This is a genomic window from Tolypothrix sp. VBCCA 56010, from assembly GCF_050875635.1.
GTDB lineage: Bacteria > Cyanobacteriota > Cyanobacteriia > Cyanobacteriales > Nostocaceae > Hassallia.
The window spans coordinates 28,174-40,822 of record NZ_JBPAOH010000059.1 but is presented as its reverse complement, the minus strand read 5'-3'; the positions used below and the strand labels follow the sequence as shown (position 1 = coordinate 40,822).

Sequence of the window (12,649 nt, the reverse complement as noted above, 5' to 3'; positions counted from 1 at the left end):
GGGAGACACCAAGCAGAATTCTTTGAGATGCACCTTACTTGATTTCCATTTTCGGAAACAACACCTAGTTTATAACGCTTTGAGGCTTAACTGAACCGTATTGCACTATATCTTTCTCCTGTTATATCTCTACCATTAGGTAATCGATTATCTTGGATCTGCTTCTCTAAACGTTTAATCTCCACTTCTTTTTGAGTACGACGCTTTTGTAATTTCTTGATGTCTTCGTCTAGCTCACTAATTTTATTGTGGTTTTTTATCAAGTAAGCAACCGCACAGCGTGTTGGAATGTCTTCTGTTTTTTTGTGGATCTCATATAGAATTTCAGTCAAGGATTTTGAATTATCTTCATTTACATTTTTTTTGGTATTGCTCTTTTTATTATTACTATCTTTTCTAGCTTTTTTTCGAGTTAACTTTGTTTGCGTGTCCTTCGCGTTATCAAGAGTAATTTGCTTTATAACTTTTTCTGGCTGAGTAAGGATTTCCTCTGCTTTAGAACGTATAGTTTGCAAATCACAATTACTTTCTTTTACAAGTTCAACATCACTTTTAAGTATGTTGTTGAGAAAGTACTCTTTATCCTCTTTCTGTCTTTTTCGTTTTTTGTATAGAGTAAGCCATGAAGAATAAACCTCTTTTACCAAAGAGTCTGCTGATGAGCCAAGACGACCTGACTGCTTCTCCAAGTCTGAATCTTTTGTCAGAGATTTACGTAATTCTGTGATTTCTTTCTTAGTTATTTCTCCCTTTTCTTTATTAGCTTCAAATTCTGGTTGTTCGCTTACACTCTTTAATAATTCGACAATCAGAGGAGTGTTTTTTTGAGTCATTTCTTCCCATACTTGGCGAAGTATATCTTCACTAGCATCTAGATGGCATCGTATGGTTCTATGGACTGGAATCGTGGATTTCTTCTTACGATCGCTACTCATGGTGACAACATCTCCACCAAATCAATAATTTTTTGTTTGTGTAATTAGAACTAATTACTTATTCGTCTTCGCCAGATAACGATCGCCCCTTGACCCGATCGCCATCCAAAAACCTCGGCATTGTCGCACTTGTTCAATAATGCTTTTAATTTACCACAAAACATTGTCACACATTGTTAAACATTATTGAGCCTTGTTCCAAGGTTACGGGAGTATGATGAACTGGCAACAAATCTTTGTAGTGTTGATGAGTCAGAGCGATCGCGTACAAACTTCGATATATTTCCCCAAAGATATCCACGAGGCTTTGGTGAGATGGGCTGAGGAAGAAGACCGTCCCATCAGTAATCTTGTTGTGCGGATTGTGAGTAAAGCGGTAGAGGAGCGCGAAAAGCAGCAGAATCCGCCGCAATAATATGTAGCTGTAGCAGATGAAGACAATTTGCGGATTCCTGGTATACGATATATCCTCAGCCACTAGATGAGCGAAGTCTTTTTGCGCTGTATGTTATTGGTTCTTTATAAGATGTACAAGCTTCAAGGCAAAGTGTCAGACGGGCTTGAGAACGTCTGACAATGTTAACTAGGGGAGGTCTTTTAAAGGCAACACAAAATGGCAATTAAAAAAAGTGAACTTTATAGTTCGTTATGGAAAAGCTGTGATGAACTGCGGGGTGGCATGGATGCCTCGCAGTATAAAGATTATGTACTAGTTTTATTGTTTGTTAAATATGTATCTGATAAATATGCGGGTGTCGCAGATGCGCTGATTGAAGTGCCTGAAGGTGGAAGCTTCCAGGACATTGTTGCCCTGAAAGGACAGAAAGATATAGGGGAAAGATGTTAAAGGCTTATTTAAAGCTGATTGAGCAAGAAGCGGAAATTAGTAAACAAATTAAAGTATTGACTCAATTTTTGGATAATTATGTGTTAACAAAATACGGGGATTTAACCGAGGACGAGATAAAAACGCTGGTGGTAGATGATAAGTGGATGCCGACGCTGCGACAGGCGATCGCTTCAGAGATGGATCGGATTTCGCAACGGTTGACGCAGCGAATTCAGGAGTTGGCTGAACGGTATGATACGCCTTTGCCGGAGTTGACCAGTAAGGTTGAGGAGTTGACGGCTAAGGTTGAGGCGCATTTGCAGAGGATGGGGTTGGTGTGGTAACGGATAAACAGGAAGGAAACTATAAAATTTATCTTGATGTTTGTTGTCTAAATCGTCCTTTTGACGACTGGACACAAGAGCGAATCCGTTTAGAAGGGGAAGCTATTCTTAGCATTATGGAACGCATTCGCACTAGAGAATGGCAGCTTGTTACTAGCGAAGCCATCAGTGTGGAGTTAGAGAAAATGCGTAATCTCGACAAATTGGAGAATATATTAAAATTATTGGAATTTGCTGTGATTAGTATCAACATAGATGAAGAGGTGGATTCTCGCTCGCAGCAATTGGAAGAATTAGGTTTTGGTCTTTATGATTCTTTTCATATTGCTTGTGCAGAAGTCGCTCAGGCAGATGTTTTACTTTCTACTGATGATCGGCTACTGAAGAACTCACTACGACATCAAGGTTTGTTAAAAGTGTCTGTGGATAATCTTGTAACTTGGTTGATGAAAACTTTTTTGAATTAGGAGGATAAATAAATGATGACACCAATTGAATTGAGAAAAAAAGGTTATCAAATTTTAGTAGAACATTTAGGACAAGTTGACGCTATTCGTTTTTTACAACAAGCCGGATGGGGAAGCGGTGACTATACACAAGAAAGAAAGGAAACTTTAGATAAAGTGACAAGAGAAGAGTTTTGGGAAGACCTTAAGCGGATTAGAGATAGAAAGGGTAATTAAGATTTTTGAATGATTGACGCAGAGGATTAAGGAATTGGTGGAACGATATGATACGCCTTTGCCGCAATTGACGAGTAAGGTTGAGGAGTTGACGAGTCGGGTTGAAGGGCATTTAAAACGGATGGGGTTGGTGTGGTAATGGAATGGAAGACAATTGAATTTCAAAACCTCTATGCTGAATCATCTCGTAACGGATTATATAAATCCAAAGAATTTCATGGGACAGTAATTCGTATTGTTAACATGAAAGAATTATTTGCATTTCCCTTGATCGGAGAGCAAGAAATGCAGCTTTTAGACGTGACTGATACTGAATTAAATAAATTTGGATTACAAACAGGTGACTTGTTATTTGCAAGAAGGTCATTGGTTGAAGAGGGTTCTGGTAAATGTGTTTTAGTAGTAGAACATAAAAAAAGCCCAATAGTATTTGAATCTTCAATTATTAGAGTTAGATTAAACAAAAATCACTGCCTTCCTCTGTTTTATTATTATTACTTCCGCTCACCTACTGGTCGTTTAGGTATTCAGTCAATTATTACAGGTGCAGGACAAAAAGGTATTAGAGGATCGGAATTAGCAAAAGTTATAGTTTATCATCCTCCGGTTACTGAACAAAAAGCGATCGCCCAATCCCTCAGCGATGTCGATGCCCTGATTACAGAGTGCGATCGCATCATCACCAAAAAGCGCAACACCAAGCAAGGCACGATGCAGGAACTCCTCACGGGCAAAAAACGCCTGCCCGGTTTTAGCGGTGAGTGGGAGGTGAAGAAGTTTGATAACCTTACCAAATTAATAACTTGTGGACTGGCAGCAACTCCGAAATATGTACGAGAGGAAATAGGAAAACCCTTTTTATCGGCTCAAAACGTGCGAAATGGCAAAGTTGTTTACGATAACTATAGATTCATAAGTTATGAACTCTTTGACCAAATAACCAAATATAGCAAACCACAAAAAGGTGATTTACTTTATACGAGGGTAGGAGCAGGTATTGGTGAAGCTGGTGTAATCGAAGATAATTTTGAATTTGGGATTTATGTTAGTTTGACACTCATAAGAACAGACAAAAATCAATTACATAATTATTTTTTACTTCATCTTTTAAATAGCCCTACTTATAAATCCATAGCCAAAAATGGTCAGTTTGCAGGTGGGGGAGTTCAGAACCTAAATGTTCAAATCGTCAAAGAATTTTCTATTTCCCTGCCTCCTCTTCCCGAACAAAAAGCGATCGCGCAAATCCTCAGTGACATGGATACAGAAATCGCCGCCTTAGAACAAAAGCGCGATAAATACAAAGCCATAAAACAGGGCATGATGCAAGAATTATTAACCGGAAAGACAAGGTTAGTTGATAGCGATAGAATATAAACACCAGGCAGGTAAATAGCATGAGTAAAATTTACAAAATTTATCTGGATGTTTGCTGCCTGAATCGAACCTTAGACGATTTAGAACAATCTCGAATTCGCTTAGAGGCTGAGGCAGTGACGGAGATTATTCAAACTTGCGAAAATGGCAAGTGGATATTGATAAATAGTGATGTTATTGAATTTGAAGTTAGTCAACACCCAGATTCATCAAAAAAAGAACAAGTCAACTCAATTCTGAGTGTAGCAAACATCTACATTCAATCAAGCGAAGAGATTGAATTGAGGGCAGAAGAATTAATGAGATTGAGTTTTCAATTTCAAGATGCTTTACATTTAGCCTTTGCCGAAGCAGGAGATGCAGATATATTCTTAACGACTGACGATCGACTTCTGAAAAAAGCAAAACACTATCAAACTACCTTAAAAATAGAAGTCGAAAATCCTACCATTTGGTTAATGACTATTTTGCAAACAGAAGAGGAAAACCATGAAACTGACGGAAATTAGACAGCAAGGATACAAAGCCCTAATTAATGCTTTAGGGGTGGCAGGTACACTGAGATTTTTGCAGCAATTAGGTGTGGGTTATGGTGACTATACCAAAGAACGTCATCAATGGCTCGATCAACTCACAATTGAAGACTTTCGTGACTATGTTAAACGAAAAAAAACTGAATAACGATAATAAGAACACAAGTATTAAAAAAGAGTCCCTACATAGGGTTTGGCGTTGCTTAAAACCAGAGGAATATAAATGAGTCAAGTCGGACAACACGAACGCCAAACCCAAAACCGCAAACAGGGCATGATGCAAGAATTATTAACCGGGAAGACGAGACTAATTGGCAGTTATTAATCAACGGCAAGGTTTCAACCGCCAGTCTCTAAAATAGAAGCAAGAACAAGAGCTAAACCGTACTATGGAACACATTGCTACCAGCGAATTACCCGAAACGCTCCAACAAATATTTGCAGAAATACAACGCACCAAAACACCCTTAACCGTCACACATGACGGGGAACCCTTAGTAATTATTTATCCTGCCACCCCTCAACCCCAGCGCCCAGCATTTGGAGCCATGAAGGGTAGCGGCGAAATATTAGGAGACGTGATTGCTCCAGTAATCCCTGCTACCACATGGGAAGCACTCCAGTGAAGCTCTTACTTGATACCCACATCTGGCTTTGGTATTTGCTTGGTAACGAACGGCTATCTTCTCAGCTTCAAACCACTATTGCAGCAACAACAACCGAACTTTGGCTCAGTCCAATTAGTATCTGGGAAACGCTAATCTTAGCAGAAAAAGGACGACTATCTTTACAGCCTAATCCAGTTGCATGGGTCGATTTAGCCTTAAATACCCTAGAAATTCGTGAAGCTCCACTTAACCGCCACATCGCTATTTTAAGCCGTTAGATTGAGCTACCACATCAAGATCCAGGCGATCGCTTTATTGCAGCTACCGCAGTTTACCACCAGTTAACATTAGCTACAGTCGATACCAATCTCACAGGTACTTCCTGGTTACAAACATTAAGCTAGACAGAAAATTCACGGATGACACAAATAAAGATGACATAGTTTGATAAACAGTGTCATATTTGAATCTGAGTAAAACCGTGATTATTACAGTGAGAGGGTTGCTATGAGCCAGGTCGGACAACGCGAACGCATAACCCAAAATCGTATTGTGCAACTATTCCAGCAACAATTAAACTATCGCTATCTGGGTGATTGGCACGACCGACCTAACAACAGCAACATTGAAACGGAAATCCTCAGCACCTTCCTTTGCGACAAACAAGGCTATAGCAACAGCCTCATCACTAAAGCCTTGTATGAACTCAACAAAGTCGCAGGCGACCAAAGCAAAAGCCTTTATGACATCAACAAAGAAGTTTATAGCCTCCTGCGCTATGGGGTCAAAGTCAAAGAAGAAGTCGGCGAAAACACCCAAACCGTTTGGCTGATCAACTGGGAAGAACCTCTAGAAAATGACTTTGCGATCGCCGAAGAAGTCACAGTCAAAGGCGAAAACACCAAACGCCCAGATATGGTACTTTATGTTAATGGTATTGCGATCGGTGTACTCGAACTTAAACGCAGCACCATTTCCGTCTCTGAAGGCATCCGCCAAAACCTCGATAACCAAAAATCCATATTTATTAAGTCCTTCTTCACCACCATGCAGTTTGTCATGGCAGGTAACGACACCGAAGGACTCCGCTACGCCACCATAGAAACCCCAGAAAAATACTTCCTCACCTGGAAAGAAGATACTAACAGTGACATCGCCGACCTTTTAGATAAACACCTGCTGCAACTCTGCACCAAAGAACGCTTTTTAGAGTTAATTCACGACTTTATTGTTTTTGACCGGGGTATTAAAAAAGTCTGCCGCCATAATCAGTATTTTGGGGTTAATGCTGCCCAATCTTACCTTCGTCGCCGGGGAGGGGGTATTATCTGGCACACTCAAGGCAGTGGTAAAAGCCTGACAATGGTTTGGCTAACTAAATGGATTCGGGAAAACATCACTGATGCTCGTGTCCTGATAATTACCGATCGAGATGAACTAGACAAGCAAATTGAGAATGTTTTTAAGGGAGTCAACGAAGCCATTTACCGCACTACAAGCGGGCAAGACCTGATTAACAAACTCAACAGCACCATTCCCTGGTTACTCTGCTCCCTAATCCACAAATTTGGCAAGAAAGACAAAGCAGACGACGCAGACTATAACAGCTACATTGAAGAACTGAAGCGTAGCCTGCCCAGCGATTTCAGCGCCAAAGGCGATATTTATGTATTTGTGGATGAATGCCACCGCACCCAAACAGGCACGCTGCACGACGCGATGAAAGAAATCCTACCCAATGCTGTATTCATAGGCTTTACTGGCACACCCCTACTCAAAAAAGACAAGCAAAACAGCATCAACGTTTTTGGTGATTACATTCACACTTACACATTCAAAACAGCCGTAATTGATAAAGTCGTCCTTGATTTGCGCTACGAAGCTCGCAATGTTGATCAAAACATCACCTCACAAACCAAAATTGACCAGTGGTTTGAAGCCAAAACTAGAGGATTAACAGAACACGCCAAAACCCAACTCAAGAAACGCTGGGTAAATCTGCAAAAAGTTCTCAGTTCAAAATCTCGACTGGAAAGAATTGTCAGCGATATTCTGCTAGATTTTGAAACTAAAGACCGCTTGCAAAGTGGTCATGGTAACGCCATACTCGTCTCTGGTAGCATTTACCAAGCTTGTAAATATTACGAGTTATTCGTAAGTGCTCGTTTTACCAAATGTGCCATTGTCACATCCTACAAACCTTCCCCGAAAGACATCAAAGGCGAAAGTACGGGAGAAGAGGAACTGACGGAAAAATTACGCCAGTACGAAATTTATCAAAAAATGCTCAACGGCAAAGCGCCAGAAGTATTTGAAGACGAAGTTAAAAAGAAATTTGTCGAAGAACCAGCCCAAATGAAGCTGCTGATTGTAGTCGATAAGTTGCTGACAGGATTCGATGCACCTTCTGCGACTTATCTCTACATCGACAAAACCATGCGCGACCACGGACTATTTCAAGCCATTTGTCGCGTCAACCGCTTGGATGCTGAAGATAAAGAATATGGCTACATCATCGACTACAAAGACCTATTTAAAAGCCTAGAAAAATCAATTAACGATTATACCAGCGAAGCATTTGAAGACTACGAACCAGACGACATCGATGGATTATTGAGTGACAGAATCGCAAAAGGCAGAGAACGCCTAAAAAATGCCAGAGAAAGCATCAAAGCCTTGTGCGAACCTGTAGAGCAACCCCAAGACACCTATGTCTATATTCGCTATTTTTGCGGTGCCGATACTGAAAACCCAGACATCATTAAAGAAAATCAACAACAGCGCATTGCTCTTTATAAGTACACTTCAGCTTTAGTTCGAGCCTATGCCAATCTATCCAATGATATGGCAGAAGCCGGATACAGCACAGCAGAAACTGAAGTTATTAAACAAGAAGTTACGCATTACGAACAAGTACGCGCTGAGGTAAAGTTAGCCAGTGGTGATTATATTGACTTAAAAGCCTACGAACCCGCCATGCGTCACTTGATTGATACCTACATCGGAGCAGAAGATAGCGAAATAATTTCAACCTTCGATGATATGACACTAATTCAGTTGATTGTCCAACGCGGTGCAAATGCAGTTGACGCATTACCCAAAGGCATCAAACAAAACCAAAAAGCTGTAGCAGAAACCATCGAAAACAACTTACGCAAAGTCATTATCGATCAACAACCAACCAACCCGAAATATTTTGATAAAATGTCCACACTGCTGGATGAGTTAATCCAAGCACGGAAAGCAGCCAGCCAAGACTATAAAGCCTATTTGCAGAAAATTGTTGAGTTAAGTAAACAAGTTGGTCAACCGAGTAGCTCCTCACAGTATCCTCAATCATTGAACTCTGCTGCAAAAATTGCTCTATACGACAACCTTAATCAAGATGAAGAATTATCCCTAGCGATAGATGACGCGATTCGCAAAACCAAAAAGGATGGGTGGCGTGGAAAGACAATAAAAGAGCGCGAAGTAAAAAATGCTATTAAGCAATATTTAGATTCTTCGGAAGATTGCGATCGCATTTTTGAAATAGTCAAAAGCCAAAGTGAGTATTAAAATGCACCAAATTACTATCGGGGAACTGGTCATAGACGTTGCCAGAAAAAATATTAAAAACCTACACTTGGCAGTGTACCCCCCTGATGGTCGAGTACGTATTGCCACACCTTTACACATAGATGACGAAGCTGTGCGTTTATTTGCCATCTCCAAACTAGCCTGGATTAAAAAGCATCAAGCTAGCTTTGAAACACAAGAACGCCAGTCACCAAGAGAATTTGTCTCTGGTGAAAGCCATTATTTTCAAGGTAAACGCTATTTACTAAACGTCATTTATTATCAGGGCAATCCCAAAGTAGAAGTTAGGAATAATACATATATTGACCTTTATGTAAGAGAAGGAAGTAATGAAGCGCAACGCCAACAAGTGATGATGTCCTGGTATCGACAGCAGTTAAAACAGGAAATTCCCTCATTAATCGCCAAGTGGCAAAAGAACATGGGAGTTCAGGTTGAGGACTGGGGGATAAAACTGATGAAAACTAAATGGGGTACTTGCAACATTCAAGCCAAACGCATCTGGCTCAACCTGGAACTAGCCAAAAAAGACAAGCACTGCCTAGAATATGTTGTAGTTCATGAAATGGTACATTTGTTAGAACGTCATCATGGCGATCGCTTTGTGGCTTTGATGAATAAGTTTTTACCTAATTGGAGATTCTATAAAGATGAGTTGAACCGTTCCCCCCTGGGAAGTTATTAAGTTCGACCTCTATATAACCAATTTTCAGGTACTAATGCCCTTTCATCAGTCCAAGGTTCTTCTACTAAAGCATTTTGAAATCTTTCATTATTACCGAGGTTTGCGTGTTCCATAATGATGATTTGAAAATGTGGAGATAATTCTTCACATACATCAAACAGAAAATCAAACATCCTTTCAACTGCTGCCATATCAGCATTAGCACGAATCATTTCGTCTGATGATGTTCCTTGTAAACTGAGATACGCTTCTTCTGATGGAAAATAAATTTGAGTAGGTTGATCCAGAAATAGAAAGCGTGGAACTGGGCGATTACGATCAACAAAATGTTTGTGCAAAGCAAGAAGTGTAATTAGGTGACAACCAAGCCAGTTTTCTCCTCCTCCCATTCTTCCCATAGGGATTGGTCGCTCAGGTCTGTCTGCGATTACAGTTAATTTATCTAAATCGAATCGGTAAGGAGAATCACTATGTTCTAGTTGTAGTCGTTTAGCCCATTCAGTCATCTATTGTTGATACTTCTCCTGCTTGAGCAAGCCAACGCCCAATAAATTCGGCTTTTTTGTAGCAGATAGCTGGTTCCGTATCGCTAGACCATGATACAGCCGAAATAGGCTTTAATTTACCATTTACCCAAGTAAATTTTCCATCGTCACAGATGTTAATGATACCAATTTGCATCCCAAAACCTAAAGCTTCTTTTGTATACAGGACTAAGTTACTTGTGCGATCGCCAAATCCTACACGAGCTTCAGGATGTCTTTGCAGCCAAATGTGTAACTTCGTTACTATTTTTTTAGGTAAAGCGTTTCTCGTTGAATTATGAAGGACAAGTGGTAGAACAAGAAAAAGAAGAGGATATGGCATACCCTGCTTCTTTTCGTTCTGATAGCCCTTGATGGCATTATGAAGCATAATCGAACAAAAAGCCGGATTTAGAAGATTGGCATATTCAAGTGGACGCTGCTCCCAAGACTGCACAAACTTCTCTCCTATGTAGTAGCTAGTAATTGGGTTAGTCTCTCTACAAATTTTGGATGCCAGTATACGCGGGGTAGTTTTTGGTCTGCGAGTATGTGGTAGCTTCCACGCATTACGTATGGTTCTGTAACTTGAGGACGAATGCGAATGTCAGCCTCTTGCTCCATCCATTTAAATACTTTTTTACCAAATTTTTGATACTCAAGCTCATTATCATCACTATCAGACATCTCATCTTGGAGCGCAAGCATATAACGCTCCCACTCATCTATTAATCTTTTTTCATATTGTTCAATTTCCCCACTAAAAAGTAGGTCTTCACGCACCCAGCGAGAACGTTGCTCGAATGCTTTGTAGTAATCTGATATGGCTTTTTCAATTCGCTTGTTATGAACAGCAATTTCCTTTAACTGAGCAACGAAACGTCTATTGTCTTGTGAAATATCAGGTTGCTCAGTAAGTTCTAAATCAAAAAAGTCTATTGGCAAAGCGTCAGGTTTAAATTGGTCGTTAATTTCGCAAATTTTATCTCGTACTTCAAACCCAGATATAAAATTTACAGAATTATCACGAAGATGCTTTACAATTTTTGCGAACCACCAGCCTTCTAGCCGTTCATAAACAGCATCTCGATGTTCTCTTCTAACTGCGATTAACTTTCCTTTAATTCTTGGTGTTATATCAACAATATCTGGAGAACTGTCAATAATTTGAACAGCGTCAATTAGGAGTTCTTGTTGTGTATTATCTAGAGCCTTGAATGCTTCAAAAGACGCAGTTAGAGATTTGTTACTTGATTTATTAGCAACCTCAAGAAGCTTTTGCAAAGCACCTTTAGAGTCTCTTTCTTTAACAGGGCGCAAAAAAAATGCAGCAGAATTTTCTGGAGCCTCAGCAGTTGTGACTAAAGTCAGCAAGGTATCAGGTAAAGAAATTTTCTTTTCTTGCAGTTGCGTACTCCAGACACGAATTGTTTTCCAAAGGTCAGTACTACTGTCTGTTAACGAGGCTTGAGCATTTGTATGATGCTTCAGTTGTAACAGTTCTAGAGGATTATTTTCATTCTCAAAAAACGTAATATCATCTAAACTCTCAACTGCAAGCTCTAGTTCTTCTTTATTGCTTAAAATTAAATACAGGGCATAGCGTGCTTGGAAAAGATACCCAAGTGCCTGTGAACCTGCTGAAAACCCTGTACTCATATCCTCCACTTACCTCGACAAGCGTGAATTTACTAGCCAAAGGCCATTTGTTTATTTTGATACAACTTTTTTATACATTAAAATGAAAACCTAACTGATGTTAGTTGGCATTTCTCAAAGCACTCAAACACATAAATTAAGTGAGTATGTTAGCCTGATGTATCTCTGACAGTACCTTATATAAAGCTTACAGATCATACTCGCATATTTCAAAAAACTATGCTATCAATCTTCAAGATTCAATAATGTACTATTATTTTCTGCTCAAATTGAACTGATGCTAATACGCTCAGAACTTATTTAATCTTCAGTATATAGAATATTTGTACTATTAAGATATAGTTTGCATAAAATTTCATAACTTTATCGTTCCGACAGTCTCAACTTAACCCGACCGCATAGCTTGTCTTGCACTCTGAAAAGCCTGAGTAAAGTAATAAAACTTAACTGAGAATATTGCCTAATAAGCTTGTTGCCTCTTTTTCATACTTCTAAAAGGGAGCAATGCGATTTTGTGAGGTCGGCTAAAAAACAAGCGATCGCTAATTTTGATACAGAGACTTCAAGTAAAGTAAATTACTAAATTTCTAAATACTTCCACTACAATTTATCCTTTTGAGATATTCCCAAAAGCGAGGATAGGTAATATTTTGATTCTTATCTAAATAAACTGTCTAATTGAATAACCGTAGATTGAAGTATTTTTTCTGACAAAAAGTCGGGAACGAATCCGCTTCAAGTATAAAATTTATCCAACTGTTTGGGGTTTAATCAAAGAAGCTAAAATTGAATCGCAAAAATTATTCCAGCTTCCAGCTACCCATTGGCACCGAAGATGCAGCATAATTTCTGCATTCTCTTTTAACCAAAATTTACTGTTACCTTTCATTCTT

At 39.5% G+C, this 12,649-nt stretch carries 16 protein-coding genes; 12 read left to right on the top strand and 4 right to left on the bottom strand.

The features are described 5' to 3' along the window. Nucleotides 1–86: 86 nt before the first annotated feature. Nucleotides 87–935: a type V CRISPR-associated protein Cas12k gene (gene cas12k / locus AABK37_RS20300; protein ID WP_432553337.1), complete on the bottom strand. Its 849-nt coding sequence runs from the start codon at nucleotides 933–935 to the stop codon at nucleotides 87–89. 214 nt (nucleotides 936–1,149) lie between these two features. Here cas12k and AABK37_RS20295 point away from each other — a divergent pair, with 214 nt between their 5' ends. The 12 genes from AABK37_RS20295 (at nucleotide 1,150) to AABK37_RS20240 (ending at nucleotide 9,573) form a co-directional block, all read left to right on the top strand. After that, nucleotides 1,150–1,350: a ribbon-helix-helix domain-containing protein gene (locus tag AABK37_RS20295; RefSeq protein ID WP_432553336.1), complete on the top strand. Its 201-nt coding sequence runs from the start codon at nucleotides 1,150–1,152 to the stop codon at nucleotides 1,348–1,350. Between the two features lie 198 nt (nucleotides 1,351–1,548). After that, complete coding sequence (locus AABK37_RS20290) at nucleotides 1,549–1,782, top strand: type I restriction-modification system subunit M N-terminal domain-containing protein (protein WP_432553335.1); 234 nt, start codon at nucleotides 1,549–1,551, stop codon at nucleotides 1,780–1,782. Continuing rightward, complete coding sequence (locus AABK37_RS20285) at nucleotides 1,776–2,108, top strand: hypothetical protein (RefSeq protein ID WP_432553334.1); 333 nt, start codon at nucleotides 1,776–1,778, stop codon at nucleotides 2,106–2,108. Before AABK37_RS20290 ends, AABK37_RS20285 begins: the two co-directional genes overlap by 7 nt. Then, nucleotides 2,102–2,575, top strand: coding sequence for a hypothetical protein (locus tag AABK37_RS20280; RefSeq protein WP_432553333.1), 474 nt, complete (start codon nucleotides 2,102–2,104; stop codon nucleotides 2,573–2,575). Before AABK37_RS20285 ends, AABK37_RS20280 begins: the two co-directional genes overlap by 7 nt. 12 nt (nucleotides 2,576–2,587) lie before the next feature. Beyond that, the gene (locus tag AABK37_RS20275) at nucleotides 2,588–2,791 is read left to right on the top strand and encodes a hypothetical protein (protein ID WP_432553332.1); all 204 of its coding nucleotides are present in this window, start codon (nucleotides 2,588–2,590) and stop codon (nucleotides 2,789–2,791) included. A gap of 138 nt (nucleotides 2,792–2,929) precedes the next feature. Beyond that, nucleotides 2,930–4,168, top strand: coding sequence for a restriction endonuclease subunit S (locus AABK37_RS20270; protein ID WP_432553331.1), 1,239 nt, complete (start codon nucleotides 2,930–2,932; stop codon nucleotides 4,166–4,168). Between the two features lie 20 nt (nucleotides 4,169–4,188). After that, entirely contained in the window at nucleotides 4,189–4,677 is a 489-nt protein-coding gene (locus AABK37_RS20265) for a PIN domain-containing protein (RefSeq protein WP_432553330.1), read from the top strand. Beyond that, a complete protein-coding gene (locus tag AABK37_RS20260) occupies nucleotides 4,658–4,849 on the top strand; it encodes a hypothetical protein (protein WP_432553329.1) in 192 nt (63 codons plus the stop codon). The genes AABK37_RS20265 and AABK37_RS20260 overlap by 20 nt, the downstream gene beginning before the upstream one ends. A gap of 241 nt (nucleotides 4,850–5,090) precedes the next feature. Further along, complete coding sequence (locus AABK37_RS20255; protein ID WP_096566875.1) at nucleotides 5,091–5,327, top strand: type II toxin-antitoxin system Phd/YefM family antitoxin; 237 nt, start codon at nucleotides 5,091–5,093, stop codon at nucleotides 5,325–5,327. Then, entirely contained in the window at nucleotides 5,324–5,587 is a 264-nt protein-coding gene (locus AABK37_RS20250; protein ID WP_432553328.1) for a type II toxin-antitoxin system VapC family toxin, read from the top strand. The genes AABK37_RS20255 and AABK37_RS20250 overlap by 4 nt, the downstream gene beginning before the upstream one ends. 229 nt (nucleotides 5,588–5,816) lie before the next feature. Next, nucleotides 5,817–8,867 (top strand): type I restriction endonuclease subunit R, encoded by a 3,051-nt coding sequence (locus AABK37_RS20245; protein WP_432553327.1) that lies wholly within the window; start codon nucleotides 5,817–5,819, stop codon nucleotides 8,865–8,867. Between the two features lies 1 nt (nucleotide 8,868). Next, a complete protein-coding gene (locus AABK37_RS20240) occupies nucleotides 8,869–9,573 on the top strand; it encodes a M48 family metallopeptidase (protein WP_432553326.1) in 705 nt (234 codons plus the stop codon). Here the strand turns inward: AABK37_RS20240 and AABK37_RS20235 are convergent. The 3 genes from AABK37_RS20235 to AABK37_RS20225 are packed head-to-tail and all read right to left on the bottom strand — an operon-like array spanning nucleotide 9,570 to nucleotide 11,756. After that, nucleotides 9,570–10,079: a DUF3732 domain-containing protein gene (locus AABK37_RS20235; RefSeq protein ID WP_432553325.1), complete on the bottom strand. Its 510-nt coding sequence runs from the start codon at nucleotides 10,077–10,079 to the stop codon at nucleotides 9,570–9,572. The genes AABK37_RS20240 and AABK37_RS20235 overlap by 4 nt on opposite strands. Continuing rightward, entirely contained in the window at nucleotides 10,072–10,554 is a 483-nt protein-coding gene (locus AABK37_RS20230) for a three component ABC system middle component (RefSeq protein WP_432553324.1), read from the bottom strand. The genes AABK37_RS20235 and AABK37_RS20230 overlap by 8 nt, the downstream gene beginning before the upstream one ends. Before the next feature lie 11 nt (nucleotides 10,555–10,565). Further along, a complete protein-coding gene (locus AABK37_RS20225) occupies nucleotides 10,566–11,756 on the bottom strand; it encodes an ABC-three component system protein (protein ID WP_432553323.1) in 1,191 nt (396 codons plus the stop codon). Nucleotides 11,757–12,649: the final 893 nt, after the last annotated feature.

What these genes read in the sequence shown, in the direction of transcription:
- cas12k (WP_432553337.1), bottom strand. Translation starts at nt 935, where the DNA reads ATGAGTAGCGATCGTAAGAAGAAATCCACGATTCCAGTCCATAGAACC.
- AABK37_RS20295 (WP_432553336.1), top strand. Translation starts at nt 1,150, where the DNA reads ATGATGAACTGGCAACAAATCTTTGTAGTGTTGATGAGTCAGAGCGAT.
- AABK37_RS20290 (WP_432553335.1), top strand. Translation starts at nt 1,549, where the DNA reads ATGGCAATTAAAAAAAGTGAACTTTATAGTTCGTTATGGAAAAGCTGT.
- AABK37_RS20285 (WP_432553334.1), top strand. Translation starts at nt 1,776, where the DNA reads ATGTTAAAGGCTTATTTAAAGCTGATTGAGCAAGAAGCGGAAATTAGT.
- AABK37_RS20275 (WP_432553332.1), top strand. Translation starts at nt 2,588, where the DNA reads ATGATGACACCAATTGAATTGAGAAAAAAAGGTTATCAAATTTTAGTA.
- AABK37_RS20270 (WP_432553331.1), top strand. Translation starts at nt 2,930, where the DNA reads ATGGAATGGAAGACAATTGAATTTCAAAACCTCTATGCTGAATCATCT.
- AABK37_RS20265 (WP_432553330.1), top strand. Translation starts at nt 4,189, where the DNA reads ATGAGTAAAATTTACAAAATTTATCTGGATGTTTGCTGCCTGAATCGA.
- AABK37_RS20260 (WP_432553329.1), top strand. Translation starts at nt 4,658, where the DNA reads ATGAAACTGACGGAAATTAGACAGCAAGGATACAAAGCCCTAATTAAT.
- AABK37_RS20255 (WP_096566875.1), top strand. Translation starts at nt 5,091, where the DNA reads ATGGAACACATTGCTACCAGCGAATTACCCGAAACGCTCCAACAAATA.
- AABK37_RS20245 (WP_432553327.1), top strand. Translation starts at nt 5,817, where the DNA reads ATGAGCCAGGTCGGACAACGCGAACGCATAACCCAAAATCGTATTGTG.
- AABK37_RS20240 (WP_432553326.1), top strand. Translation starts at nt 8,869, where the DNA reads ATGCACCAAATTACTATCGGGGAACTGGTCATAGACGTTGCCAGAAAA.
- AABK37_RS20235 (WP_432553325.1), bottom strand. Translation starts at nt 10,079, where the DNA reads ATGACTGAATGGGCTAAACGACTACAACTAGAACATAGTGATTCTCCT.
- AABK37_RS20225 (WP_432553323.1), bottom strand. Translation starts at nt 11,756, where the DNA reads ATGAGTACAGGGTTTTCAGCAGGTTCACAGGCACTTGGGTATCTTTTC.